Origin of the sequence: Paraburkholderia sp. GAS206C, assembly GCF_050435645.1 — a bacterium.
Lineage (GTDB): Bacteria > Pseudomonadota > Gammaproteobacteria > Burkholderiales > Burkholderiaceae > Paraburkholderia > Paraburkholderia phenazinium_B.
Genome location: NZ_JBNDKR010000003.1, coordinates 225,460 through 250,268, shown reverse-complemented (window position 1 = coordinate 250,268; position 24,809 = coordinate 225,460). Strand labels below are relative to the sequence as shown.

The 24,809-nt window shown below is 61.8% G+C and carries 25 protein-coding genes; 19 read left to right on the top strand and 6 right to left on the bottom strand.

Annotated elements, in window-relative coordinates; translation table 11 throughout:
- Positions 1–159 precede the first annotated feature (159 nt).
- The 6 genes from P3T20_RS09490 (at position 160) to P3T20_RS09465 (ending at position 5,497) form a co-directional block, all read left to right on the top strand.
- Positions 160–876: a c-type cytochrome gene (locus P3T20_RS09490; protein ID WP_074263336.1), complete on the top strand. Its 717-nt coding sequence runs from the start codon at positions 160–162 to the stop codon at positions 874–876.
- Positions 873–2,246 (top strand): c-type cytochrome, encoded by a 1,374-nt coding sequence (locus P3T20_RS09485; protein WP_074263335.1) that lies wholly within the window; start codon positions 873–875, stop codon positions 2,244–2,246. The genes P3T20_RS09490 and P3T20_RS09485 overlap by 4 nt, the downstream gene beginning before the upstream one ends.
- A 72-nt stretch (positions 2,247–2,318) precedes the next feature.
- Entirely contained in the window at positions 2,319–2,495 is a 177-nt protein-coding gene (locus P3T20_RS09480) for a hypothetical protein (RefSeq protein ID WP_167379371.1), read from the top strand.
- A gap of 2 nt (positions 2,496–2,497) precedes the next feature.
- Positions 2,498–3,076, top strand: a complete 579-nt coding sequence (locus tag P3T20_RS09475) for a cytochrome C oxidase subunit II (RefSeq protein ID WP_074263334.1) — start codon at positions 2,498–2,500, stop codon at positions 3,074–3,076.
- A complete protein-coding gene (locus P3T20_RS09470; RefSeq protein ID WP_074263333.1) occupies positions 3,063–4,688 on the top strand; it encodes a b(o/a)3-type cytochrome-c oxidase subunit 1 in 1,626 nt (541 codons plus the stop codon). The genes P3T20_RS09475 and P3T20_RS09470 overlap by 14 nt, the downstream gene beginning before the upstream one ends.
- On the top strand, positions 4,685–5,497 hold the full coding sequence (locus P3T20_RS09465; RefSeq protein ID WP_074263332.1) for a c-type cytochrome: 813 nt from the start codon (positions 4,685–4,687) through the stop codon (positions 5,495–5,497). The genes P3T20_RS09470 and P3T20_RS09465 overlap by 4 nt, the downstream gene beginning before the upstream one ends.
- Positions 5,498–5,594: 97 nt before the next feature.
- On the opposite strand, the gene P3T20_RS09460 is transcribed toward P3T20_RS09465, so the two are convergent.
- Positions 5,595–7,235: a methyl-accepting chemotaxis protein gene (locus P3T20_RS09460; protein ID WP_074263331.1), complete on the bottom strand. Its 1,641-nt coding sequence runs from the start codon at positions 7,233–7,235 to the stop codon at positions 5,595–5,597.
- Positions 7,236–7,504: 269 nt separating this feature from the next.
- On the opposite strand from P3T20_RS09460, the gene P3T20_RS09455 reads away from it, so the two are divergent.
- Both P3T20_RS09455 and P3T20_RS09450 read left to right on the top strand, forming a co-directional pair.
- Positions 7,505–7,876, top strand: a complete 372-nt coding sequence (locus P3T20_RS09455) for a CidA/LrgA family protein (protein WP_074265923.1) — start codon at positions 7,505–7,507, stop codon at positions 7,874–7,876.
- Complete coding sequence (locus P3T20_RS09450) at positions 7,873–8,613, top strand: LrgB family protein (protein WP_074263330.1); 741 nt, start codon at positions 7,873–7,875, stop codon at positions 8,611–8,613. The genes P3T20_RS09455 and P3T20_RS09450 overlap by 4 nt, the downstream gene beginning before the upstream one ends.
- A gap of 133 nt (positions 8,614–8,746) precedes the next feature.
- On the opposite strand, the gene P3T20_RS09445 is transcribed toward P3T20_RS09450, so the two are convergent.
- Positions 8,747–9,820 (bottom strand): Leu/Phe/Val dehydrogenase, encoded by a 1,074-nt coding sequence (locus P3T20_RS09445; RefSeq protein ID WP_074263329.1) that lies wholly within the window; start codon positions 9,818–9,820, stop codon positions 8,747–8,749.
- 290 nt (positions 9,821–10,110) lie between these two features.
- Between P3T20_RS09445 and P3T20_RS09440 the strand changes: the two genes are divergently transcribed.
- From P3T20_RS09440 to P3T20_RS09415, 6 genes are all read left to right on the top strand, one after another.
- Entirely contained in the window at positions 10,111–10,569 is a 459-nt protein-coding gene (locus P3T20_RS09440; RefSeq protein ID WP_074263328.1) for an Lrp/AsnC family transcriptional regulator, read from the top strand.
- 679 nt (positions 10,570–11,248) lie between these two features.
- The gene (locus P3T20_RS09435) at positions 11,249–12,865 is read left to right on the top strand and encodes a peptide ABC transporter substrate-binding protein (RefSeq protein WP_074263327.1); all 1,617 of its coding nucleotides are present in this window, start codon (positions 11,249–11,251) and stop codon (positions 12,863–12,865) included.
- Positions 12,866–12,909: 44 nt separating this feature from the next.
- On the top strand, positions 12,910–13,848 hold the full coding sequence (locus P3T20_RS09430) for an ABC transporter permease subunit (protein ID WP_074263326.1): 939 nt from the start codon (positions 12,910–12,912) through the stop codon (positions 13,846–13,848).
- A 59-nt stretch (positions 13,849–13,907) separates the two neighbouring features.
- Complete coding sequence (locus P3T20_RS09425) at positions 13,908–14,807, top strand: ABC transporter permease (protein WP_074263325.1); 900 nt, start codon at positions 13,908–13,910, stop codon at positions 14,805–14,807.
- Between the two features lies 1 nt (position 14,808).
- On the top strand, positions 14,809–15,816 hold the full coding sequence (locus P3T20_RS09420) for an ABC transporter ATP-binding protein (protein ID WP_074263324.1): 1,008 nt from the start codon (positions 14,809–14,811) through the stop codon (positions 15,814–15,816).
- A gap of 29 nt (positions 15,817–15,845) precedes the next feature.
- Positions 15,846–16,931 carry an ABC transporter ATP-binding protein gene (locus P3T20_RS09415; RefSeq protein ID WP_074263323.1) on the top strand — a complete coding sequence of 362 codons (1,086 nt, stop codon included), beginning with the start codon at positions 15,846–15,848 and terminating at the stop codon, positions 16,929–16,931.
- Positions 16,932–16,957: 26 nt separating this feature from the next.
- Here the strand turns inward: P3T20_RS09415 and P3T20_RS09410 are convergent, their stop codons facing one another.
- On the bottom strand, positions 16,958–17,563 hold the full coding sequence (locus P3T20_RS09410; protein ID WP_074263322.1) for a CDP-alcohol phosphatidyltransferase family protein: 606 nt from the start codon (positions 17,561–17,563) through the stop codon (positions 16,958–16,960).
- Positions 17,564–17,895: 332 nt separating this feature from the next.
- Between P3T20_RS09410 and P3T20_RS09405 the strand changes: the two genes are divergently transcribed.
- From P3T20_RS09405 to P3T20_RS09390, 4 genes are all read left to right on the top strand, one after another.
- Positions 17,896–18,558 carry a lysophospholipid acyltransferase family protein gene (locus P3T20_RS09405; RefSeq protein ID WP_074263321.1) on the top strand — a complete coding sequence of 221 codons (663 nt, stop codon included), beginning with the start codon at positions 17,896–17,898 and terminating at the stop codon, positions 18,556–18,558.
- Between the two features lie 21 nt (positions 18,559–18,579).
- Positions 18,580–19,512: a phosphatidate cytidylyltransferase gene (locus P3T20_RS09400; protein WP_074263320.1), complete on the top strand. Its 933-nt coding sequence runs from the start codon at positions 18,580–18,582 to the stop codon at positions 19,510–19,512.
- Between the two features lie 104 nt (positions 19,513–19,616).
- Positions 19,617–20,456 carry an SPFH domain-containing protein gene (locus tag P3T20_RS09395; protein WP_074263319.1) on the top strand — a complete coding sequence of 280 codons (840 nt, stop codon included), beginning with the start codon at positions 19,617–19,619 and terminating at the stop codon, positions 20,454–20,456.
- A 2-nt stretch (positions 20,457–20,458) separates the two neighbouring features.
- Positions 20,459–21,010: a hypothetical protein gene (locus tag P3T20_RS09390; protein WP_429286776.1), complete on the top strand. Its 552-nt coding sequence runs from the start codon at positions 20,459–20,461 to the stop codon at positions 21,008–21,010.
- 81 nt (positions 21,011–21,091) lie between these two features.
- On the opposite strand, the gene P3T20_RS09385 is transcribed toward P3T20_RS09390, so the two are convergent.
- Positions 21,092–21,469: a winged helix-turn-helix transcriptional regulator gene (locus P3T20_RS09385; protein WP_429286775.1), complete on the bottom strand. Its 378-nt coding sequence runs from the start codon at positions 21,467–21,469 to the stop codon at positions 21,092–21,094.
- Between the two features lie 97 nt (positions 21,470–21,566).
- Between P3T20_RS09385 and P3T20_RS09380 the strand changes: the two genes are divergently transcribed.
- On the top strand, positions 21,567–22,688 hold the full coding sequence (locus P3T20_RS09380; RefSeq protein WP_429286774.1) for an NADH:flavin oxidoreductase: 1,122 nt from the start codon (positions 21,567–21,569) through the stop codon (positions 22,686–22,688).
- Positions 22,689–22,748: 60 nt separating this feature from the next.
- Here the strand turns inward: P3T20_RS09380 and P3T20_RS09375 are convergent, their stop codons facing one another.
- Both P3T20_RS09375 and P3T20_RS09370 read right to left on the bottom strand, forming a co-directional pair.
- Positions 22,749–23,279, bottom strand: coding sequence for a single-stranded DNA-binding protein (locus P3T20_RS09375; protein WP_429286773.1), 531 nt, complete (start codon positions 23,277–23,279; stop codon positions 22,749–22,751).
- 115 nt (positions 23,280–23,394) lie between these two features.
- On the bottom strand, positions 23,395–24,588 hold the full coding sequence (locus P3T20_RS09370) for an MFS transporter (protein WP_429286772.1): 1,194 nt from the start codon (positions 24,586–24,588) through the stop codon (positions 23,395–23,397).
- Between the last annotated feature and the right edge of the window lie 221 nt (positions 24,589–24,809).

The following is a 24,809-nucleotide window of genomic DNA, read 5'->3' as shown; positions in this document are numbered from 1 at the left end:
CCCAGCCCCGTTGTTTCGCACTCCGCATAAACTCACCTCAATTCGTTCCGATTCACAGTTTCGCTGTCGCGGTCTAGAGCAGGTTTGAAGGGCTGTCATGCATCGGCTTGTTGCATGCATGAAAACCAGACGTCAACAACACGTCCCCCGAGGCTTGGCGTGCATCGAAGAACTATCGAATCGTCGATTCTGTTTGTGGCTTTCACCACGTGGGCCTGTACGACACTCGCCGCCACTGACGCGGACGCCCCCATGCCATCGGCAATGGACCAGCGGGTGCGCGCCTGCACCTCCTGCCACGGTGCGCAGGGACAGGGGCGCGACAACGACTACTTCCCGCGCATCGCAGGCAAGCCTGCCGACTATCTGTTCAATCAGTTGATCGCGTTTCGCGACGGCGGGCGGACCTATCCGCCAATGGGTTATCTGATCGCCTTCCTGCCCGACGACTACCTGCACAAGATCAGCGAGTACTTCGCCAACCTGCAGCCGCCCTACCCGAATGCCGACACCGGCAACATCTCGCCTGCGGTACTGCAGTACGGCGAGCGGCTCGTCACGCACGGCGACCCGGCCCGCAAACTGCCCGCATGCGCGGCCTGCCACGGCGCGAGGCTGACTGGCGCGCAACCCGGCATCCCGGGACTGCTCGGTCTGCACGCGAGCTACATCGCCGGACAGATGGGGACCTGGCGCTCCGGTACGCGCCATGCGGTCGCGCCCGATTGCATGCATGCGATCGCCGTCAAGCTGACCGACAAGGACATCACCGCGGTGTCGAGCTGGCTTGCCCGTCAGCCGAGGCCGGACGACCCACGGCCGGCCTCGTCGAGCAACGGTACGTTGCCGTTGGCCTGCGGGAGTCAGCCGCAATGAAGCCGATCTCCGCACATATCGCACGGGTTCCTCGGACGAGTCGCCGCGCGTCTGCGCGTTTCGCCGTCATCGGCGCCATCGCCGTTGCTTTCGCACTGAGCGCCCCGCATTCGTCGTTGATGCGCAACTCGTCCGCTGCCACAAGTACTACCGCAACGAGCGCCACGCCAACAACCGCAGCAATCGCCGCCAACACAGGCGCCGATACCCGCCCTGACATCGTCAAACGCGGCGAGTACCTCGCGCGCGCCGGCGATTGCATCGCCTGCCATACCGCGCCGCGCGGCAAGATGTTCGGCGGCGGACTCGCGATGGAAACGCCGTTCGGCACGCTCTACTCACCGAACATCAGCCCCGACGCGCAGTACGGCATCGGCGCATGGAGTCCGGACGCGTTCTTCCACATGATGCGCACGGGCATCACGCCGGACGGCAAGCTGCTTTACCCCGCCATGCCGATCGCGCAATACACCAAGGTCACGCGTGAGGACTCCGATGCGATCTTCGCCTATCTGCAATCGGTTCCGCCGGTGCGTGAGCCAAGCCATCCGCAGTCGCTGAAATTCCCCTTCAACCAGCGCAAGCTGCTGCTCGGCTGGCGCACGCTGTATTTCCGCGAAGGCGAGTACAAGCCGGATCCGACCCATTCGGTGGAATGGAATCGCGGCGCGTATCTGGTCGAAGGACTCGGCCATTGCACGCTGTGCCACACGAAGATCAACCTGCTCGGCGGTTCGTCTCAGCGCGATCAGTTTGCCGGTGGCCTGATTCCCGTGCAGAACTGGTACGCACCGTCGCTCACGTCCGACAAGGACGGCGGTCTCGGCGACTGGAGCGTGAAGGACATCGTCGATCTGCTGCAGGCCGGCATCTCCGATCGCGGCGCGGTCTATGGTCCGATGGCCGAGGTGACCTATCACAGCCTGCAGTACATGACCGACGACGACATCAAGGCGATGGCGGCGTACCTGAAGACGTTGCCCGATAACGACCGTGGTCGCAAATCCGGGCCGCCGGCGCACACCAACACCAAAACGTTCGAACTCGGCGGCCAGATCTACATGGATAAGTGCGCGCTCTGTCACGGCCACAACGGCGAAGGCCAGTTGCAGCATTACCCGCCGCTCGCGAGCAACCAGTCGATTGAAATGAATTCGGCCGTCAACCCGATTCGCATCGTGCTGAACGGTGGCTTTCCACCAGGCACGCAACGCAATCCCGAGCCGTACGGCATGCCGCCGTTCGGCCAGGAGTTGAGCGATACGGACGCCGCCGCTGTCGTCACCTACATTCGCACTGCGTGGGGCAATCATGGCTCGCCCGTGACGGAGCGCGAGGTCAACGAACTGCGCAAGGCACCACTGCATTGAGCCGCGAGGCACATCCGCCGCGCGAGCGCATGAACTGATCTAAACAAACGTTGCCCGAAGGAGATCCTTCAGATGGACGTCAACGAGAATCCGAGCGCAGCGCCGCCCTCCGATGAAGACATCGAACGCGTGGTAGCGGCCGGACCGCACGGCGCGATCGCCGTGGCCGGGATCGCCACGCTGATCGTGATGGCGATCTGGGTCGGCTTCTATCTCTTCGTCTTCCTGCCGCGTGGAGTCGTTCACTGATCATGGCGACGCCCACTCCTTCTCCTGACCATCCAGGTGGCGCCCATGCCGTCGCGCTGCGCGCCGAGCGGCGCTGGGCGATTTTCGCGTCGGCGTTGATCCTGTTGATGCTGGTGATCATCGTGTTTTCCGGCCTGCATTGGGCCATGATGCCGCCCTCGCGCGTCGAGACCGTGGACCCGACGCGCCTGCAGTTAAGCGGCGAATTCGTCGACGACAATCTCGGCTCCGCAGTCGAAGCCGACGGCTCGGTCGTGGTGCGCTTTATTGCCCAGCAGTACTCATTTACGCCGCAGTGCCTGCTGGTGCCGGCCGGTACACCGGTCACCTTCCGCACCACCAGCGCGGATGTCGTGCACGGCCTGCTCGTCACGGACACGAACATCAACACGATGGTCGTGCCGGGCTACATCTCGACGCTGGAAACCAGCTTCGCACAGCCAGGCGATCATCTGATGCCGTGCCACGAATTCTGCGGCTTCGGCCATCAAACGATGTGGGCGCACGTGAAGGTGATCGACAAGGACACCTTCTTCGCACGGGCAAAGCAATCAAGGAGGCTGAACTGTGTTTCTCGCTAAGCGACTCGTTCTCGCGCACTTCTGGCTCGCCTTCATCGCGTTTCTGATCGCGCTCTTTCTCGGCTCGTGGCAGATGCTGGTCAGAAGTCCGCTGCTGCCGTGGGTCGGCAACCCTGAGCTGTACTACCGCTCGGTCACCGCGCACGGCACGGTGATGGCGTATGTACTGCCGACTCTCGTAGCGATGGGTTTCGGTTATGCGATCGTCGAGCTCGCATTGCGCCAGCCACTGGTAGGACTCAAATGGGCGTGGGCCGCGTTCTTTGTGCTGGCGGTGGGAGCAGTGGTCGCCATGGTGCCGGTGTCGCTAGGGCAGGCGTCGGTGCTGTTCACCTTCTACCCACCCATGATTGGTAGTCCGCTCTATTACATCGGCGTGGTGCTGGTGGTGGTCGGCTCATGGATCTGGGTCGCGCTGATGCATGTGAACCTGCGCGTCTGGAAGCGCGCCAATCCCGTCAAGCCGGTGCCGCTGGCGATGTTCGCGAACGTGGCAGGCGCGTATCTGTGGGCATGGACAGCGATCGGCGCCGCGCTTGAAATCCTGCTGCAGATTCTGCCGGTCGCATTCGGCTGGAAGACCACCATCGACGCCGGTCTCTCCCGCGTCCTGTTCTCGTGGACGCTGCATGCGATCGTCTACTTCTGGCTGATCCCCGCGTATATCGCGTACTACACGATGGTGCCTGGCGCGATCGGCGGACGGCTCTACAGCGATTCGATGGCGCGCGTCTCGTTCATCCTGTTCCTGATCTTCGCGATGCCGATCGGCATTCACCATCTGTTCGCCGATCCGCAGGTCGGTGCGGGCTTCAAATTCCTGCACGCGGTGTTCACCGGGATGGTGTCTGTGCCGACCTTGCTCACCGTGTTCACGATCTGCGCGTCGGTTGAAATCGCCGGCCGACTGCGCGGCGGCAAGGGCGCGTTCGGCTGGCTGACCGCGCTGCCGTGGCGCAATCCAATGATGCTGGTGCTCGCGTTCTCGTTCGTCATGCTGGGGCTAGGCGGTGCGGGTGGCCTCATCAACATGAGCTACCAGTTGAACTCGACGATCCACAACACGCAATGGGTCACCGGTCACTTCCATCTGATCTTCGGCGGCGCCATCGTCATCATGTACTTCGCGATCGCCTACGAATTGTGGCCTCAGCTCACCGGACGCGCGCTGTGTTCGCTGGGTCTCGTGCGGACCCAACTATGGCTGTGGTTCATCGGCATGATGGTCGTGACGCTGCCGTGGCACTACGTCGGCCTGCTCGGCGCGCCGCGACGCATGGCCTACTACGACTACAACGCGCCCGGTCTCGAGCAGCAGGCAGTGTGGGTGGCGATGTCGGCGATCGGCGGTTTCGTGCTGGTGATCTCCGGCGTGCTGTTCATCTACATCCTTGCGAAATCGCAGTTCGGACCCCTCATACAACCCAAGGAATTTCGCTTTAGTCTCGCCATCCATCCGGTCGATCACGTGCCCGCCGCGCTGAACAGCTTCGGCCTGTGGGTCTCGTTGATGATCGCGCTGACAATCGTCAACTACAGCGTGCCGGTCTTCCAGTTACTGCGGCTGCAGCAGACTTCCGTGCCGGCGGTCGTCGTCGGAGCGCAGCGATGAATTACGAACGGGTCTTCAGCTTGCGCAATCCATGGTTCGTGACGAGCGTAGGCGGAACGCTCGTGCTTGCAGTGATTTCGATCCTGATCGGCTTTATCTGGCTGCCGTCAGCCAACAGAGATTTCACCGGGCACGGCTTGTGGGCGACCATCTGCAGCGCGGCAGGCGCACCGTCGAGCTGGTACGGTGGCGGAGCGAACATCGCGGGGCCCGCGCCAAGCGACGTGGTGGTGTTGCCGCCAGCGCGCTATGCCAATCCAGATGCGGTTTCGATTGGACGCGGTGCGACGCTCGCCACGCAGAACTGCTCGATGTGCCACGGCGTGCTCGGCACCGTACAGGTGACGGCTCCTGCGTTGGCCGGCCAATACGCCGATGTGATCTACAAGGAGTTGCGCGACTATCAGAACGGACTGCGCGCCAACGCGATCATGCAGCCGATCATCCACAATCGCAGCGATCAGGATCTGCACGATCTGGCGGCCTATTACGCCTCGCTGCAGCGTGCCGCACCGGCAGAACCCGGCGCTACCGACACTGCTCAGGACGCCAGCGCGGTCAGGCTCGCTATGCAGGGCGACCCGATCCGCAATATTGCACCGTGCGCAGCGTGCCACGGGCAACTCGACCGCAAAGGCGCTGCGCCGTGGCTAGGTGGGCAATCGTCGATCTATCTGGCCGCGCAAATGCAGCGCTTTGCGAGCGGAGAACGGCATAACGACATCAACGAACAGATGCGCAACGTCGCGCGGCATCTGACGCCGGAGGAAATCGACGGGCTGGCGAAGTACTATGCAGCGCAGCCTTGACATCCCGGCGGCCGCGCGCAGTCAGCGGCACAGTTGCGCCGCTCACCACACGCTACGCCGCTACCGGTCTTTCAGTCGACAGGCAGCAGCGACCGCTCTACGCCGCGACCGGCTCGGTGCGGCCGACGCCCGTGTGCGCGCGGCCCGTTGCCGGTGACCGCACGGACGCAGCGCCGGAGCCCGATCCAGTACGGAACACCGCGACCGCAGACGTCAAACGGCGCGCCTGATCTTCCAGCGAACTGGCAGCCGCCGCAGCCTGCTCCACCAGCGCCGCGTTCTGCTGCGTGACTTCATCCATCTGTGCGACGGCGAGATTGACCTGATCGATGCCGGTGCTCTGCTCCGTCGCCGCAGCGGCAATCTCGCCCATGATCGCGCTCACGCGAGCAATCGCGCCGACGATTTCCGTCATCGTCGTACCCGAACGCTCGACCAGTTGCGCCCCCGTCTGCACGCGCGCGGTCGAGTCGTCGATCATCGTCTTGATCTCTTTGGCAGCACCGGCGCTGCGCTGCGCGAGCGAGCGCACTTCGCTCGCCACCACCGCGAAGCCGCGGCCTTGCTCGCCCGCGCGCGCCGCTTCGACCGCTGCATTAAGCGCGAGGATATTGGTCTGGAATGCAATGCCTTCGATCACTCCGACGATGTCGGCGATCCGGCGCGAATCGTCCACCATGTGATTCATGGTGCCCACCACCTGCTGGGTCAACTCGCCGCCCTGCGCCGCCAGCGTCGAAGCGCCTTGCGCCAGCGAGCTCGCCTGCTTGGCGTTCTCGGCGGTCTGTTTGACGGTGGAGGTCAGCTCTTCGATGCTTGCCGCGGTCTCTTCGAGCGACGCCGCCTGCTCTTCCGTACGCTGCGACAGGTCGGTGTTGCCGGCAGCGATTTCGCTGACGCCCGTATCGATCGATTCGGTACCCTGACGAACGATATTGACCGTCGAGATCAGCGAATCCTGCATCTTGCGCAGGGCTGCTGCGAGCTTGCCCATTTCGTTGTCGCTGATGACTTCGATGCGGCCCGTCAGGTCGCCCTCGGCGATCCGCTGAAACTGCCCGATGGTCGCATCCACCGGGTGCACGATCGCCCGCACCAGCACCACTCGCGCAAGCCACGAAAACACCAGCGCCAGCACCATGCCCACCGCAACCGCAACGCTGATTGCAAAGAAGCGGTCCTGCGCATCCTGATAGCGTTGCGCGCCGTGGTTCAGTTGCAGTTGCTCCAGCGTGAGCATCGCCTTTTCATAGGCGTTGTAGAGCGAGGGCAGTTTGTGCGCCTGCAGTTGCTGGAAAGATGTCTTGTCGCCCGACTTGAGCGCGGCCATCGCCGGTTCGACGCCTTCGTGCAGGAAGATGTCGCGCTTGTCCTGCATGTCCTTGATGAGACGTTGCTCTTCGTCACCCGAACCGGCGCGGCTGACATAGTGAGCAAGGCGGTCGTTTGAGATCTTCAGATACTGGTCGAAGCGCTGCAGGACCGCCGACGCGCCATCCTGATCGTTCAGGTCGGAGAGCGAGGCGTAGGTAGCCAGCGCAAGGCGCAGCCGCAGCAACTGGCCGGCGCTTCCCTCGAGATCGGCAACGGCTGGCGTATCTACCGTGTACATCTGCTGCAGCGAGTCGTTACTGGCACGCAACGACAGCAGACCCGCCGCCGCCCCGATTAGCAGTACGACGCCGAAGAAGGCGACCATCAAGGTCAGGCAGGTGCGGATTGACAGCTTGTTAAGCATTTGGGCAAATCTCCATTGGGCGACCTGCCGGCGGTTAGCGAGAAGCTCCGGTCAGGCGTGCTGCGCCCAAGCCCCCTCGGCCAGGTCCGCAACTTGATTAAAATTTAAGCGAACGCCCCACAGGATGGACTACGGCCGTTTTGCCGAAAACTTTATGGTTCGTCAGACAATTACCCTTACCGTTTCTCTTCACGACACCCAATCCTGGATACTGGTAGCCTTGCAAACCTCGCGCCGGCTGGATGCCGACGCCCTACCGGACCGTGCTCATGCTCCGCGCCCTTGCGACCTTGCTGGTGTTCCAATGCCTCGGTGAAGGCGTTTCTTATCTGTTCAAGCTGCCGGTGCCGGGGCCGGTGATCGGCATGCTGTTGCTATTCGGCTTTCTCATGCTGCGCCCGCAAATCGCAGACGCGATCGAGCCGACCGCGCTGGAACTGCTGCGTCATCTTTCGCTGCTGTTCATCCCGGCAGGTGTCGGCATCATGGTGTCGGCCGGCAAGGTCCGCGGCGATGCGCTGGCCGTGGTGGTCTCGCTCGTCGTCAGCACGACCCTGGCGATTGCCGTCACTGCGCTCGTCACTCGCGCGTTGCTGCGGCGGCAGCGCAACGAACCGGCTGCGCAGGAGCGTGCGCAATGAGCGCGATTCCCAAACTCGGCGCCATCTGGGTCTATCTCGCCGCGAGTCCGCTGCTCGGGCTGACCATCACGCTGCTCGCCTATCTGATTGCCCAGGCCCTGTATGCGAAGTCGCGCTTCAACCCGCTCGTCAATCCGGTGCTGATCGCGGTGGCGTTGCTCGTGATGCTGCTCGAAATCACCGGCACACCCTACGCGACCTACTTCGAAGGAGCGCAGTTCGTCCATTTCCTGCTCGGGCCGGCAACGGTCGCGCTGGCGCTGCCGCTTTACCGGCAATGGCCGAAGCTGAGGCGCGCGGCGTGGCCCTTGATCGGCGGTCTGGTGGCGGGTTCGTTGACGGCGATTGCGTCGGCAGTGGGCGTGGCGGCGTTGTTCGGCGCTTCGCATCAGACCATCGCGTCGCTCGCGCCTAAATCGGTGACGACGCCGATCGCGATGGCCGTGGCGGCCGAGATCGGCGGTATTCCGTCGCTGACTGCCGTGCTGGTGATTACGACCGGTGTGTTCGGCGCGGTCTTCGCACGCTCGATCCTGAACCTGCTGCGCGTGACAGAACCCGAAGTGCGCGGCTTTGCGCTCGGCGTGGCCTCGCATGGGATCGGCACTGCGCGTGCCTTTCAGGTGAGCGAAGAGATGGGGGCGTTCGCGGGACTTGGAATGGGCCTGAACGGAGTATTCACGGCGTTTGTCGTGCCGGTGCTGCTGCCGGCGATTGCGCCTTGGCTCATGCGTTGAGCCAAGGCGGCGTTTCGTCGTCGTGCGTGAAGTTGCTTCGCGCACGACGTGCTGGAGGAGTATCTGAACCGCTAGCGGACCCACTCCAGCACGTCATTGCATCAATGCGGTGGCGAGTGTTTGCGCCGCCGCCTTAGCAGGCCACCATCTTTTCACGCGCCCACGCCACTGCGGCGCGTGCCGGAGCAACACCAGTCGCGCGCACGCGCTCCGCCAGTTCGAAGACCCGCGGACCGATCTGCGCGACTTCGGCAAGCACGGCCTGCTCTTCACCCGAGCCCTGATATTCCCGCACGCAACTAATAATGCCGCCTGCGTTCACGAGGAAGTCCGGCGCGTAGAAGATGCCGCGCTGATGCAGCACATCGCCTTCCGCCAGCGAGATCAACTGATTGTTCGCGCCGCCCGCCACCACCTTGAAACGGCACTGCTTCGCGACCGATTCCGAAATCGAGCCGCCCAGCGCACACGGTGCGAACACATCGGCTTCCACGTTGACGATTTCTGCCGTATCCACCACGCGCGCATTGAAGAGTTGCTGGGCGCGGGCCGTTTTAGCGGCGTCGATATCCGACACGATCAGCAGCGCGCCCGCTTGATGCAGACGTTCGCACAGATCCCAACCTACCGAGCCGAGGCCCTGTACCGCAACCGAAACGCCGTCGAGCGTCTTGCGCCCAAGCGCCGCTTGCACGGCCGCCTGCAAGCCTGTGAACACGCCATAGGCAGTGCGCGGCGACGGGTTGCCACCATAGACGTCGTTATCGCGCGGGATACCGCTCACGAAGCCGGTCTCACTCTGCACGGCACGCATATCGTCGGCGGTCGTGCCGACGTCTTCGGCGGTGATATAGATGCCTTCCAGCGATTGCACCAGCCGTCCGAACGCCTTGAACAATGCCGCGCGGTCGAGCACTTCCGGACGGCGCAGGATCACGGCCTTGCCGCCGCCGAACGGCAGATCGGCCAGCGCGTTCTTGAACGCCATACCTTGCGACAGACGCAGTGCGTCGTTGTACGCCTCGTGCTCCGACGCGTACTGCCAGAAGCGGCAGCCGCCGAACGCAGGGCCGCGCGCCGTGCTGTAGACAGCAACGATAGCTTGCAGTCCGGAGGCGGCGTCGGTGGCGAGCACGATGCGTTCGTGAGCGGGTTCACCGTGCAGTCCAAAAAGGTTGCCGGCGGCAGTGGTCGTCAGTCGGTCCATCAGTATTCCTTCCTTGTGGGCGGAGAGTTCAGCATCCGCGCGAAGCGATGGCTTCGCGCCTGGCCGCATGCGGTCCGGATCGCGGTGGCATGCGGAGTACGGGCGAGGCGCTGGTATTCGTGATTTGAGCGCGCCTCGACGGCAAGAGTGTATGCGTCCAAATCCGGGGATTTCTTCCGTTTATCTGGCATGATGCGGCCTATGGCAGAAGTAATACCTATATTTCCTTTTTACTAAAGACGAATCGTCTCCCCACGCGACGCGATGTGGAGAGTGCATCAGAGGACGACATGAAGCTCGACGCGATCGATCAGCGAATCCTGCGCGAACTGCGCAGCGACGGACGTCTGTCCAACGCCAAACTGGCCGAACGCGTCGGCCTGTCGGCCACGCCGTGCTGGAACCGGGTGCGAGCGCTGGAAGAGTCGGGCGTGATCGAAGGTTATGCCGCGCTGCTCAACCAGAAGGCGCTTGGGCTGCCCGATACGGTCATCATCGAAGTCACCCTCGAGAAGCACGACGAACGCACGCTGGAGCGCTTCGGCGAGGCGCTCGCTGATCTGCCTGAAGTGGTCGAAGCGTTTCTGGTGTCCGGCGAATACGACTATCTGATCAAGGTGGCGGTGGCAGGCACCGAAGGGTACGAGTCGTTCCTGCGACGCAAGCTCTACCGGCTGCCTGGCTTTCAGAACAGCCGCTCGATCTTTGCCTTGCGCTGTCTCAAACGCTCGGTCTCCGTAGAGCCATAGAGGCCCGCCCAAAATCGATTCCGAACTGGTGCGTGCTGCACCAGGAGGCGGTAGGTGGTTTCCTCTACTTTGGGCGTATCCAAAATCACGTTTTCTTTCGGCGTGATATAAGCGCGATACCGTTTCGACCGTGCCGGTAATCATGAAAACCATGCACGGCTGGCATTTTGTAATCCAATCAGCCAGTTACATCATGCCAGGCCAGACACCGGACGGATGGACGGAATCGAGCCACGTTTTTTGGCATGCCTTCTGCTTAGGCTGCCGTCGCCTCAAACCAGCGTGCCGCCGACACAATCGGCATCGCACGCTGATGGGACTTTCGATAACGAATGTTGCGCGTCAACGGCAAAACGCTTGCCGGACAACGCGCATGACTGCTGGCGCACGGCTCGTGCGCCGATGTGCAAGTCGTCCATGGTTGTGGCTACAACGACAGGAAGAATCGTAAGTGAAACGTATGCAAGTGACATTAGCCGCCGGACGGTGGCACCGCCTGTCTTCCGACACCCCATTCCTCATCCGATGTCCCCACCAGCACATGGGCCGGGACGTCCTGTCGCGCGGCCTCTTCGGCTAAGCCTCGTCGTGCCGCGACATCACGCATTGCTCTGCGCCCCCTGCCGCCTTGTTGCGCGGGGCGGGGACTTCTCTTGAACCTCCTTCTTCGAACCAGCCTATGAAACTGTCGCAATCCCTTACTGCGGTGCTCTCAGCGATCACGCTCACTTTTGCCGGCGCAGCGTCGGCGGTCACAGTGCCACCGGGCACCACGCTTGCCGCCAAGCAGGAACTCACGCGTCAGGTGCCGGCCGAAGTCGAGTCGCTTGACCCAGCGCATATCGAATCGTGGACAGGCGACACTATTGGGCTCGATCTGTTCGAAGGCCTCACCCGTATCGGCGCTTCCGGCGCAGTCGTGCCGGGCGTCGCCCTGTCATGGACGCGTACTGCTCCCGACACCTGGGTCTTCAAGCTGCGTCACGACGCGAAATGGAGCAATGGCGATCCGGTCACCGCGACAGATTTCGTCTACGCGTGGCAGCGTGTGCTCGATCCGAAGACCGGCTCGAAATATACGATCCTGCCGGAGTTCATCAAGAACGCAAAAGCGATCCTCGCTGGCAAGGCGCCGCTAACATCGCTGGCCGCACGAGTTGTCGATCCGTATACGCTTGAGGTCAAGACCGAAGTGCCGGTCGCTTTCTTCACCGAACTCACCGCCATGCCGGCCATGGCACCAGTAAACAAAGCAACGGTGGATAAATTCGGCGATAGCTGGACGCGCCCCGGCAACATGGTGAGCAACGGCCCGTACACGCTGAGCGACTGGGAGCCGAATAACCGCATCGTGATCGTCAAGAACGCCAAGTACTGGAACGCGCCGCAAGTGGTGATCTCGAAGGTCACGTACGTGCCGGTGGAAAGCGACGAGACGGCGATGCGCATGTATCAGTCCGGCCAGATCGATTACACGTATTCGATCCCTTCGGGTGTCTATGCCCAGGTCAGCAAGCAGTTCGGCAAGGAACTGCAGACCGGTTTGCAGCTTGCAACCTACTTCTACAGCCTGAACAACACCGACCCGGCATTCCGCGACCCGCGCGTGCGCCAGGCGCTTTCGATGGTGATCGACCGCGACCTGCTGACGTCGAAACTCACTCAGGCAGGCGAAGTGCCGATGTACGGCCTCATCGCCAAAGGCACCAAGGGCGCTGCTGTCTACACACCAGACTGGGCGAGCTGGCCGATGGCCAAGCGTGTCGACTACGCGCGCGGTCTGCTGAAGGCAGCGGGCTATTCGGATGCGAAGCCCCTGACCTTCACCCTGACGTACAACACCAGCGATCTCCATAAGAAGGTGGCACTCTTCTCAACCTCCGAATGGCGCACCAAGCTCGGCGTGAACGCGAAGCTGGAGAACGTCGAATACAAGGTACTGCTGAGCGAACGCCATGCCGGCAAGGTACAGGCCTCGCGCGATGGCTGGTTCGTCGACTATAACGACGCGATGTCGTACTTCGATCAATTGCGCTGCAACGACGTGCAGAACGACCAGCAGTTCTGCGACCCGAAGGTCGACGCACTCATCGATCAGGGCAACCTGCAACTCGACGACCAGAAACGCACCGCCCTGCTCACTCAGGCGCACAATCTGGCCATGAGCCAAACGCCGCTGATCCCGCTGTTCCAGTACTCGGCCGACCGGCTCGTGAAACCGTATGTGGGCGGCTATCTGCCGACCAACTATGTGGATCAGCGTGCCTCGCAGGACATGTACCTGCTGGCGCACTAAGCCCCGCTCACTGACCACCGAATATTGAAGTAACGGAATCCGCCATGCTCGCCTACGCGCTGCGCCGTACCCTATGGGTCATTCCAACCGTTCTTGCCGTGATTACGGTGTGCTATCTGATGTTGCACGCGACGCCGGGCGGTCCGTTCGACACTGAAAAGCACCTGTCCGCGGCCACCATCGCGAATCTGAACGCGAAATATCACCTCGACCAGCCGCTCTGGAAGCAGTACCTGCTATATCTAAACGCACTGCTGCATGGCGATCTCGGGCCGTCGGTGCGCTACGTCGACTGGTCGGTCAATGACCTCGTCAGCAAGGCGCTGCCGGTCAGCCTCGGCGTGGGCGGCCTCTCGGTGCCGATCGCGCTCGTGATCGGCGTGCTGCTCGGCACGGCGGCTGCAGTGCGTCGCGACGGCATCACCGATCGCATCGTGATGCTGCTCGGCAACGTCGGCAACGTGATTCCGCCGTTCGTGCTCGGCCCGGTGCTGGTGTGGGTGTTTGCAATTCTGCTCAAGCGCTCGGATGGCCACGGCTGGCTGCCCGCAGGCGGCTGGGGCGACGGTGGCTGGCGCTACCGCGTGCTGCCGATGGCGCTGCTGGTGATCATCAACGTTTCATCGATTGCGCGGGTGATGCGCGGCAGCATGATCGAAGTGCTGTCGGGGAATTTCATTCGCACCGCGCGCGCGAAGGGCATGCCTGGTCATGTGATCGTGCTGCGGCACGCACTCAAGCCCGCCTTGATGCCGGTGGTGTCGCTGCTGGGCTCGATCTGCATCTCTTCGATTACTGCCGCGGTGGTCACGGAGTCGGTGTTCGCGCTGCCTGGCCTCGGACAACTGGTGGTGGACGGCGCCATCAACCGCGATTACACGCTCGTGCTCGGACTCGTGGTGCTTACGACCGTGGCGGCCGTCGTGTTCAACCTGCTCGTCGATCTGGCGTACGCGTGGCTCGACCCGCGCATCCGCTACTGAGATCCCGGCAACGGATCCCACGCCTTGATCATCGAACTACGATCTACGATAGAGACACCATGAACACCTCCCCTTCCACCGCTGCGACTACAGCTACCGCCGCCCCGCGACGCTCGCGCAGTCCGCTTGAGCTTGCCTTCAGGCAGTTTCTGCGCAACCGCGCGGCGCTCGCCAGCCTGGTGATCCTTGGGATCATCATCATTGCCTGCTTTGTGGGTCCGCTGCTCCTCTCCAACGATCCCGCCGCCAACGACTGGGGCGCTATCAGCATGCCGCCCACGCTGCTGGGCCAGCACTGGTTCGGCACCGACGAACTCGGCCGCGACCTGCTGGTGCGCACGCTTGCCGGCGGACGCGTGTCGCTCGAAGTCGGGCTGCTTGGCACGCTGGTGTCGGGACTGATCGGCGTCGCGTGGGGTGCGACGGCCGGCTATATCGGCGGACGGACCGATGCGGTGATGATGCGTATCGTCGACATGATGTACGCAATCCCCTACATGCTGATCGCGATCCTGATGATGACGCTGCTGGGCCGCGCGTTCTACCTGGTGGTGCTGACGATCAGCGCGTTCTCGTGGCTCGACATGGCGCGCGTGGTGCGCGGTCAGACGCTATCGCTGCGGACCCGTGAGTTCATCGACGCAGCGCGCGCGACCGGCGTGAGCACACCGGGGATCATCCTGCGGCACATCGTGCCGAACCTGCTCGGCGTGGTGGTGGTGTACGCGACGGTCACGGTGCCGGGCATCGTGCTGACCGAATCCGTACTGTCGTTTCTCGGTCTGGGCGTGCAGGAACCGATGACAAGCTGGGGAGTGCTGATCAACGACGGCGCGCAGAAACTGGAGTCGATGCCGTGGCTGCTGCTGTGCCCGGCGGTGATGCTGTGCGTCACGCTGTATTGCGTGAATTTTGTAGGCGACGGGCTGCGCGACGCGCTCGATACCAAGGAGCGTTGAGATGGCGTTGCTCGAAGTAAAAGACCTGGGGGTACGCTTCACACGGCGCGACGCCTCGCCCGTGGACGCGGTGCAACGCGTATCGTTCACGCTCGAAAAGGGCAAGACGCTGGGGATTGTCGGCGAATCGGGCTCGGGTAAAAGTCAGACAGTGATGGCGCTGCTCGGGCTGCTCCCCGGCAATGGCCAGACCTCCGGCGAAGCGCTGTACGCAGGCCGCAATCTGCTGGCGCTGAGTCAGCGCGAACTGAACCAGATTCGCGGCGATCGCATTGGCATGGTGTTTCAGGATCCGATGACGTCGCTCAACCCGTTTCTCACGGTCGAGCGTCAGATGACCGAAGCGCTGCAATTGCACCGCGGCGTGTCGCGGCGCGATGCGCGCCGCCAGGCCATCGAGGCACTGCAGCGCGTGTGGATTCCGGATGCGGCGCGACGTATCGATCGATATCCGCATGAGTTTTCAGGTGGCATGCGCCAGCGCGTGACCATCGCAACCGCGCTGCTGACCGAACCCGAAATCCTGATTGCCGACGAACCAACCACCGCGCTCGACGTGACGGTGCAGGCGCAGATCATCGAACTGCTGCGCGAGCTGAATCGCGACCTGGGTACGGCGATTATTCTGATCACGCACGACATGGGCGTGGTGGCAGGACTCGCGGACGACGTGATGGTGATGTACGCAGGCCGCACCGTGGAGCGCGCGAGTGCGCAAGCGTTGTTCGAGAACCCGACTCATCCGTACACGCGCGGGCTGCTCGATGCGCTGCCGCGACTCGACGACACCGACGGCACACACGACATCGATGCCCCGTTGCGCACGATCGCAGGTAATCCCCCTGCGCCGGGCGAGGCCATCGAAGGCTGCGCATTTGCGCCACGCTGTGCGCTGGCAAAGGACCGCTGCCATACGACGCGGCCCGAACTGGAGGCCATCGTCGACCGGACGGACGGCTGGCGTGCTTGCCTGCGCCCGGTCGGCGAGATGATGGAGGTGGTGCGGTGAGTAACACGGTGACGCAAAGGACGGTGGGTATGGGTGACGGGACATCGGGAAAGCCGCTGGGCGGCGCGGCGGGTGAAGCACGTGCCAACGTGGCGGGCGAGCCGGTGCTGACGGTGCGCGATCTCAAGGTGCACTTCCGGGTGCCGCGCGGCGCGTATCCGTGGTCGTCGAAAGCGACCTTGCGCGCAGTGGATGGCGTGTCGTTCGACGTGCGACGCGGTGAGACGCTGGGACTCGTAGGCGAGTCGGGCTGCGGCAAGTCGACACTGGCGCGAGCGATTATCGGCCTCACACCTGTGACGGAAGGCAGCGTGCGCTGGCGCGATACGGAGACGGTGACCGACGGACGCCGTCCGGCCGTTGCGATGGAGCGGCTGCGCAAGGACGTGCAGATGGTGTTTCAGGACCCGCTGGCCTCGCTGGATCCACGGATGACCATCGAGCAGATCGTCACCGAGCCGTTAAAGGTGCAACGACCCGGTCTGGGGCGTGATGAGACTCATGCGCGCGTGGTAACGATGCTGGAGCGCGTGGGTCTTGGCGCGCATCATCTGTCGCGCTATGCGCACGAGTTTTCTGGTGGACAGTGTCAGCGGATCGGGATTGCGCGGGCACTGGTGGGTGAGCCGCAACTGGTGATTTGCGATGAACCCGTGTCGGCGCTGGATGTTTCGATTCAGGCGCAGATCGTCAATCTGTTGCGCGATTTGCAGCGGGAGTTGTCGCTGTCGCTGCTGTTTGTCGCGCATGATCTGGCGGTCGTGAAGGCGATCAGCCAGCGCGTGCTGGTCATGTACCTCGGGCGCGTGATGGAGCTGGGCACGCGGCAGGAGGTGTATGGGTCGCCGCAGCATCCTTATACACGGGCGTTGTTGTCGGCGGTGCCGCGGCCTGATCCTGCGATCGAGCGCACACGCAAACATGCGGTGCTAACTGGAGAGATGCCATCGCCGCTCAACCTGCCCTCTGGATGTGCGTTCCGCACGCGCTGTCCCGAGGCGATTGCAGCTTGCGCCGAAGAGGTGCCGCAGTCGATCTCGCGTGGGACGGCGGATCGCAGGGTGGCGTGCATTCGCGTGGGAGCGGATCTCCGTGAAGCGCCGCCGGTTATTTGAAGGTTAGCAGGAGCGCGCTGGGCGGCTTAACCTCGCGCCTCCGTCACTCCCTTTCTAATCCGCTGCCAGACCGTAATCACCGACAGCGCGGTCAACGCGCACCACAGCCAGTCTGCCCAGTGCGCCAGCGGCAAACCCAAACCAATCCACAAACCAAACGCGCCGACCGCGACGGCGCGATCGCTCTTGCCAAGCGGTCCATCATAACGACGCGTGGCACCAGCCAGCGGTCCGACCAGACCCGCGCATTCGACCACCACCGCGGACAGCACAAACACCCAGATATCGGCCGGATTAAACTCGGGTATCACTAGAAACGGCAATGTCAGGGCTATGTCCGAGACCACATCTCCCAGTTCATTCAAATAGGCGCCGAGCGCGCTCTTTTGACCGAATTCGCGCGCCAGCATTCCGTCTATCGCATTGAGCGCCATGCGCAAAAACAGCCAGACAGGGATCAGCAAAAACAGCCGGTAAAGCGGAAATCCGAAACCCGCCACGATCCCGACGAGTATCGATCCAAGCGCAGCCGATACGGTGACCTGATTGGCAGTGACGCCTGCGCGTGCGAGTTGCCGCACCAACGGACGCAGCAGATTCTGGAACTTCGGTTTTAGTGCGTATACGCTCATAGCGCGCTCGTTGATTGGCGTCTTGAATGGTCTTTCGGGAAGTCGGGCGACATGTCCCGCGCCCGCTCTGTTTGTGCTGTCACAAACAGCGACATCGTCATTTAAACGGCAACGAACGTCAAGACGAGCCCGAGCAAAGCGATGTGGTGCTTGTCATGGAAACTCGTCATAATGCCGCGACTGAAATCTTCTGCTCTCGCATACGATGATTCGCATCGCATAAGAATGCGTCGGTGTCAGAAGGATTCTGGCCGTCGGCAGAAGTTTGGATAACGAAGATAAGCGCGAGGGCAAGCGACCGCTTGCAGCGCATCGCTTCGAGAGGAGCATTCATGAGTACCTGGCACGCGTGGGAACGTGACTTTCTGCTGAGCGTCGTACGCCTCGTGGCAGGTACCTACCCCGTGTGGCATCACGGCGCGCCGAGCGCCTCGCAGACCATCTACTTTTCGAATCACACGAGCCACATCGACACGCTGGCGATCCTCGCCGCGTTGCCGAGTGAGTTGCGTCATCAGGTTCGCCCCGTGGCTGCGCGCGACTATTGGCAGCGCGGCAAAGCCAAAGTGCATATTGCGCGCGATCTGCTCAACGTCGTGTTGATCGACCGCAAGCATGAAGGTGAAGGTGACCCGCTCGATCCGGTCCGCGAGGCATTGCGGCTTGGCGAGTCCGTGATCATTTTTCCCGAGGGCACACGTAGCGCCGAAGCATTGCCGCAGGCATTCAAGAGCGGCATCTTCAGGCTCGCCAGCGAGTTTCCTGATATCGACCTGTGCCCAGTCTACCTGGAGAATCTGCAGCGGATCATGCCCAAAGGCGCAATCTGGCCAGTGCCGCTAATCTGCAAGGTGCATTTCGGCGGCACGCTGCAATTAAAGCCGGAAGAGGCGAAAGCGGATTTTCTGCGCCGCGCCCGCGACGCGATCGTCGAACTTTCTCCTGCTCGGGAGGCGCTCGAGACTGCGGCGAGAACAGCCACTTCAGATCAATAGCATTCCAAAACATTAAACACTATGAGAACAGCGTTCTGGGAACTTGTGGGCGGCCTCACCGGCTTTCTGGCCATTGCATCGATTATCGGTGCGATTCTCGCGTGGCGCGACGGCGGTAAAAGCGCGACCATCGCCAATCTGAACCAGCGTATTCGTGCCTGGTGGGGCATGATCGCGATCATGGCAATTGCGATCGGCCTCGGGCCGACGGCCACTTACATCGTCTTCGCAGTGGTGTCGTATCTCGCGCTACGCGAGTTCATCACGCTAACGCCGACGACGCCGAGCGATCACACCACGCTCTTCATCGCATTCTTCATCGCGATTCCGGTGCAGTATCTGCTGCTGTGGGTCCGGTGGTACGGGATGTTTTCCATCTTCGTACCGGTGCATCTGTTCATCACGTTGTCGCTAGTGTCCGCGCTGACGCAGGATACGCACGAGTTTCTGAGCCGCAACTCGAAGATCCATTGGGCACTGATGGTGTGCGTCTATGGGTTGAGTCATGCGCCCGCTCTTCTGATTCTGGATATCCCGCACTATGAGGGCGAGAACGCGCTGCTGCTGTTCTTCTTCCTGCTGGTGGTGCAAATCAGCGATGTGTTCCAGTATGTTGTCGGCAAGCTGTTCGGGAAGCGCAAAATCGCGCCGTTGCTGAGTCCGTCGAAGACTGTGGAGGGATTCGTCGGCGGAGGGCTGCTGGCTACGTTGGCTGGCGCGGCGCTTTACCGGATCACGCCGTTCAGCTTCGGCGCGGCGTTCCTGATGTCGCTGGCAATCGTGTTGGCGGGATTTGTAGGTGGACTCGTCCTGTCTGCGGTTAAACGCTCGCTAGGCGCGAAAGACTGGGGTTCGATGATTGCCGGGCATGGCGGTGCGCTGGATCGTGTCGATTCGATCTGTTTTGCTGCGCCGGTGTTTTTCCACCTGGTGCGGTATCTTTACGTGCAGTAGACGGATATGAACCGACCGTTCCTGACGGCCGGCCGGCTCCATTATCCGAACCGTTGCGAACACTCGAGCAGTTCAACGAACGAGATCAAGATGAGGAGCAAGACATGGCGATAACACGGCAGGTCATCACATCCCTTCAGCGCGACGGCACCGACCTGCTCGGTACCAAGGGCGTAGCGGTCAAGATTGTGGACGAAAGCATTGTTTCTGGCTCACTGCTAACCGTCGAAAGCAACCACTTCTGCGTGCTGAAATCACGCGGCGCAGTGCTCAACGTGTATGAGACGGGACAGTACGCTCTCACTACGCCTGACAAGCCGCTGCTGGGCTCCATCGCCCAAGGGTTTTTTGGTGGTTCCTCGCCGTGGGTGTTCGAAGTCATCTACATCAACCGCGCCAAACTGCTGATTCGCAGCCAGGGCATCGCGACCAGCGCCGAGATGGCTGAGATGGCGTATCAGGTTGACTACTATATTCACATCGATACCAAGGAAGCAGCGCTCGATCTTATTACGCACCTGCCGTTCAACGGCAACCTCATCGATACGCAAGAGGTCGCGGACTATGCCGGCCCCGCAATCGAGCAGGCGATCAATCAGATCGTCCAGGTGACGAAGATGGAAAACATCAACGAGCATATCAACGAGATCCGCGAGTCGGTCAAGACGCATCTCTCCGATTTCCTGAGAACGTTTGGCATCATGCTGAATGACCTCAAGGTCCTGATCGTGCCCAAGGACGAGCGGATGCGCGAACTCATCTCGCTGCAGGCTATTGGCCTCTCGCCGATCGAAGCGGTTCGTTACTACCTTGCGCTGCGCATGGCGGAAAAGGGCCTCGTGTCTGCGCCGAATGCGGCGGCGGGATTGCCCTTCCAGATCGGCGCGCCCGCCACCGGAATTTATCCGCTCGGACATGAAGCCGGGTTCTCCGGAAAGAGCTAGTCATGGACTCAAAATTCTACGACGAAGGGGCGCTCCGCCAGGCGGCGATCAACCTGTTTCACGGCTGGGGCTACAACTTCTACCGCACCGAAAATCAGCTTCGCGCTGACGATCAACTCGTGCGTAGCAAGGCAGGATGGCTGCTAGGGATGGCGCGTTCCAATGTCGAACGCGCTGAGTCCGATTATCGACGCGAGTTTATCGGCACACCCACCCGCGAGAAGCCGTTCCCGAATCCGTCGAATATGGCGGCTGCGCAGAAGCTCGAACGGCTGGGGGGAAACATCGGCACGGTCAGCGGCAGGCTGCAGTCCCAGCCGGTTCCGGAGAACGATCGCATGACGCAGCGCTATCGTCAGGAAGCCGAAACATTGAAAGTGTTGATTGGCTGCGACGAGCGGCTCGTAGGGCAGTGTTCGCTGCTCCATGCGATGCTCGATGGACGCAATGGTCTATGGATACTGGAGCATCTTGACGAAGTTGAAGAAGGATTGACGGCCCTTCAGTTGACGTTGCGGAGTCGAGAGGCAGCGTTGCTGGATCGCACGGTCTGATTCTCTCCGCTCTCTCAATCCTGGGCCGACGCTGCAGGCTATTCTGGCGGGTCGGCCCCGCCCAAGCTCACGCAGCAGACATTAGCCCGCGGTCTCACGTTGATCGTAGCGAGCTCTCGCACTCTCGACCTCAGGGAGATGCTCGTACGTCCATATGTAAAGCGCCTGGAATGGGCCATCGAGCGACCGCCCCAGCGCCGTGATTTCGTATTCGACGGAGATTGGCGAAGTCGCAATCACTCTTCTTTCGACAATTCCGTTTCGCTCGAGCCGACGCAAACACTGCGCCAAGGCTTTCTGCGTGATCCCTTCAATGCGGCGCTTGATCGCGTTGAATCGCATCGGCCCGGGGCGTAGCGACGCAAGGATCAGAACCGACCACTTGTCAGCGATCTGATCGAGTAGCAAACGACTTGGGCAACTGGCAAGAGACAACACCTCTGGTTGACATTCCGACATGGCGGTTTCCTGAATGCTACCTGGTAGCAATGTGGTGACTCATTGACACCTAGTATAAAACATATACCATCGGTTTTTTCGTTCATGAGGTGCATCGATGACTAGTTCGCAACTCGACGTGTTGTTCAGACCGTTTCAACTGAAAACGCTCAACCTGAAAAACCGCATTGTGATGGCGCCCATGACGCGCTCCTTCTCGCCAGAGGGTGTGCCCGGCGCTAACGTGGCGGATTACTACCGGCGGCGCGCATTGGGTGAGGTCGGTCTTATCATCTCCGAGGGGACGGTAATCGATCGCCCGTCGTCGCGCAACGATCCGAATATTCCGTTCTTCCACGGTGAAGCATCGCTTGCCGGCTGGAAGAAGGTGATCGACGCCGTCCACGAAGCGGGCGGTAAGATGGCGCCGCAGATCTGGCACGTGGGGTCCGTTGCTAATCCGTTCACTGAATGGCGGCCTGCCTCGCCGGTCGAGAGTCCTTCGGGCCTTGTGGCACCTGAAAAGCAGCGTGGCAAGACGATGACCGATGAAGATGTCGCGGATACGGTTGCTGCCTTTGGACGTGCCGCAGCGGAATCGAAGCGGCTCGGGTTCGACACCGTAGAGATTCACGGCGCGCATGGTTATCTGCTCGACCAGTTCTTCTGGGACGGTACCAATCGGCGCTCCGACTCTTTTGGCGGGAACTCGATTCGTGAACGGTCGCGCTTCGCGGTCGAGGTGATCAAGAGCGTGCGGGCTGCCGTCGGAGCGGACCACCCGATCATCCTTCGTTTGAGTCAATGGAAGCAGCAGGACTACGCCGCTCGACTCGCGCATACGCCGGATGAAATGGCCGACTGGCTTGTGCCCCTCGTAGAAGCTGGCGCCGATATCCTGCACTGTTCGCAGCGGCGCTTCTGGGAAGCGGAGTTTCCGGAAATCGACGGGGAAAACGGCCTGAATTTTGCGGGATGGGCGAAGAAAGTGACGGGCGCGGCGACGATCAGCGTGGGGTCGGTTGGTCTTTCAGGTGATTTCCTCGGCACCTTCGGTGGCGAGAGCTCGAGCCCGGCGGGTCTGGACAATCTGCTCGACCGCATGGAGCGCGACGAGTTCGATCTGGTCGCCATTGGCCGCGCAATACTCAGCGATCCGGAATGGGTGACGAAGATTCGTTCGGGTGAGACCGGTCAGTTGAAGGACTTTAGTCCGGCGGCGTTGGGGGAGCTTTACTGAGTTCAAGAAAAACCCCGCTCAAAGGCGGGGTTGATCTTTACATTTTTTGGGTGCGGGAGGTCAAAACGGAATATCGTCATCCATCTCATCAAACCCACCACCGGCCGGCGCGCTCGGACGGCTAGCACCGCCACCGCTACCACCACGCGCCCCACCGCCGCCACCCGAAGCCGCGCGACCACCACCACCGCCGCCACTACGCTCCGACGGCTCGCGACTATACCCACCCTCATCGCCACCGCCGCCCATCGCCCCGCCGCGGCCACCCAGCATCTGCATCTGCTCAGCCACGATCTCGGTGGAGTACCGGTCCGTCCCATCCTGCGCCTGCCACTTACGTGTGCGAATGCGTCCTTCGATATAAACCGACGAGCCCTTCTTCAGATACTCGTTCACGATCTCGGCCAGACGCCCGAAAAACGAAACCCGGTGCCACTCGGTGGCTTCCTTCATTTCGCCCGACGTCTTGTCCTTGTACCGGTCCGTCGTCGCAAGGCGGATGTTCGCCACTGCGTCGCCGCTCGGAAGATAGCGGACTTCCGGATCGGCTCCGAGGTTGCCGACGAGAATTACCTTGTTCACGGATGCCATGAGTTTCTCCTGTTGATTCCGTTGCAGGTGGCGCGGCAACGCACATTTACCATCTCTGAACCGGCCGGCCCGAGACCCAAACTGCGCCTCGCCGGCTACCGGTGAGTACTTACCATCAAGCCTTCTTGCGCGGCGCTGGCGGCTTCATATTTGCCGCGATTATAAGCCAGCAAAATACCAGCCCAGAGCAGGCGAAGAACACTGCGCTCTGCCCATCCGCCTTCAGCAGCACGCCGCCGATCACGCCGCCGATCGCCAAGCCGATAGACTGCGTGGTGTTGTACACGCCGGTAGCCGCGCCCTTGCGCGATCCCGGCGCCAGTTTCGACACCAGCGAAGGCTGCGACGCCTCAAGAATATTGAAGCCGAGAAAGTAGATAAACAGTATCCCGGCCACACTCAGAATGGTATGGGGTGCGACGCCTAGTAACAACTGTCCGATCAGGATAAGACCAATCGCGCCCACGAGCACGGTCTTCATTTTGCCGCGCGTTTCCGCTGCGATGATGGCCGGAACCATCATGACAAACGACAGCCCCATCACCGGCAAATAAACCTTCCAATGCGACGCCACGGGCAAACCGCCCGCTTCGAGAATCCGCGGCACCACCAGAAACAGCGCCGTTTGCGTCGCATGCAGCACCAGCACGCCGAAATTCAAACGCAGCAGTTCGACGTTATGCAGCACTTCAGAGAACGGCGCGCGCACGTGCGCAGGCATCGGCGCATTCGGCACGATCCAGATCACTACGCCGATTGCGAGGATCGAGAAAATGCCGACCAGCGAGAACAGCCCGCTCATGCCGACCCACTGGAACACGATCGGCGCACCGACAATCGCCACCGCGAACGAAACGCCAATGCTGCCACCCACCATTGCCATCGCCTTGGTGCGATGTTCCTCGGACGTGAGGTCGGCGATAAACGCCAGCACCGCGGACGACACCGCGCCCATCCCCTGAATGACGCGACCGACGATGATCCACGTCATGTCGTGCGCCCCCGCTGCGACAAAACTGCCGAGCGCGAAAATCGCGAGCCCCGTGGCGATCACCGGCTTGCGCCCTACCTTGTCGGAAATCCAGCCGTAGAAGATGTACAGCAGCGATTGCGTCACGCCGTAGGCACCCAGCGCGATCCCCACCAGCAGGACGTTGTCGCCGCCGGGGATGGTTTTCGCGTAGATCGAGAACACCGGCATGATCATGAAGAGGCCGAGCATGCGCAGCGCAAAGATGCCTGCGAGCGACACGGTCGCGCGCAACTCAGGCGCGCTCATGCGTGAAGATGTAGCGGACGGATTGGACATCGGGAACGTGTTTTGAATAATCTGGACGGCCCGGGGCCGGGCGACTCACCGTGGAGCAGCATACCCTCGGCGGCCTGCCGTGAGCGACCGGCGGACTGCGGCAAAGACCCGCAGGCGTCTTGCAGTCGCGCAAAAAGGCCCCATCTGCAACCTTTTCGCACGGCTCTAAACCACCGTCTTACAGCTTGCCGCGCGCCTGTTGGGCGCTGTCAGGTAGCCGT

Bases quoted from the DNA above. Each gene is read 5' to 3' on its own strand.
- P3T20_RS09395 (WP_074263319.1), top strand. From the start codon at position 19,617: ATGGCGATAACACGGCAGGTCATCACATCCCTTCAGCGCGACGGCACC.
- P3T20_RS09400 (WP_074263320.1), top strand. From the start codon at position 18,580: ATGAGAACAGCGTTCTGGGAACTTGTGGGCGGCCTCACCGGCTTTCTG.
- P3T20_RS09435 (WP_074263327.1), top strand. From the start codon at position 11,249: ATGAAACTGTCGCAATCCCTTACTGCGGTGCTCTCAGCGATCACGCTC.
- P3T20_RS09485 (WP_074263335.1), top strand. From the start codon at position 873: ATGAAGCCGATCTCCGCACATATCGCACGGGTTCCTCGGACGAGTCGC.
- P3T20_RS09390 (WP_429286776.1), top strand. From the start codon at position 20,459: ATGGACTCAAAATTCTACGACGAAGGGGCGCTCCGCCAGGCGGCGATC.
- P3T20_RS09460 (WP_074263331.1), bottom strand. From the start codon at position 7,235: ATGCTTAACAAGCTGTCAATCCGCACCTGCCTGACCTTGATGGTCGCC.
- P3T20_RS09380 (WP_429286774.1), top strand. From the start codon at position 21,567: ATGACTAGTTCGCAACTCGACGTGTTGTTCAGACCGTTTCAACTGAAA.
- P3T20_RS09425 (WP_074263325.1), top strand. From the start codon at position 13,908: ATGAACACCTCCCCTTCCACCGCTGCGACTACAGCTACCGCCGCCCCG.
- P3T20_RS09465 (WP_074263332.1), top strand. From the start codon at position 4,685: ATGAATTACGAACGGGTCTTCAGCTTGCGCAATCCATGGTTCGTGACG.
- P3T20_RS09455 (WP_074265923.1), top strand. From the start codon at position 7,505: ATGCTCCGCGCCCTTGCGACCTTGCTGGTGTTCCAATGCCTCGGTGAA.
- P3T20_RS09420 (WP_074263324.1), top strand. From the start codon at position 14,809: ATGGCGTTGCTCGAAGTAAAAGACCTGGGGGTACGCTTCACACGGCGC.
- P3T20_RS09475 (WP_074263334.1), top strand. From the start codon at position 2,498: ATGGCGACGCCCACTCCTTCTCCTGACCATCCAGGTGGCGCCCATGCC.
- P3T20_RS09440 (WP_074263328.1), top strand. From the start codon at position 10,111: ATGAAGCTCGACGCGATCGATCAGCGAATCCTGCGCGAACTGCGCAGC.
- P3T20_RS09410 (WP_074263322.1), bottom strand. From the start codon at position 17,563: ATGAGCGTATACGCACTAAAACCGAAGTTCCAGAATCTGCTGCGTCCG.
- P3T20_RS09450 (WP_074263330.1), top strand. From the start codon at position 7,873: ATGAGCGCGATTCCCAAACTCGGCGCCATCTGGGTCTATCTCGCCGCG.
- P3T20_RS09405 (WP_074263321.1), top strand. From the start codon at position 17,896: ATGAGTACCTGGCACGCGTGGGAACGTGACTTTCTGCTGAGCGTCGTA.
- P3T20_RS09480 (WP_167379371.1), top strand. From the start codon at position 2,319: ATGGACGTCAACGAGAATCCGAGCGCAGCGCCGCCCTCCGATGAAGAC.
- P3T20_RS09370 (WP_429286772.1), bottom strand. From the start codon at position 24,588: ATGTCCAATCCGTCCGCTACATCTTCACGCATGAGCGCGCCTGAGTTG.
- P3T20_RS09415 (WP_074263323.1), top strand. From the start codon at position 15,846: ATGGGTGACGGGACATCGGGAAAGCCGCTGGGCGGCGCGGCGGGTGAA.
- P3T20_RS09385 (WP_429286775.1), bottom strand. From the start codon at position 21,469: ATGTCGGAATGTCAACCAGAGGTGTTGTCTCTTGCCAGTTGCCCAAGT.
- P3T20_RS09430 (WP_074263326.1), top strand. From the start codon at position 12,910: ATGCTCGCCTACGCGCTGCGCCGTACCCTATGGGTCATTCCAACCGTT.
- P3T20_RS09375 (WP_429286773.1), bottom strand. From the start codon at position 23,279: ATGGCATCCGTGAACAAGGTAATTCTCGTCGGCAACCTCGGAGCCGAT.
- P3T20_RS09445 (WP_074263329.1), bottom strand. From the start codon at position 9,820: ATGGACCGACTGACGACCACTGCCGCCGGCAACCTTTTTGGACTGCAC.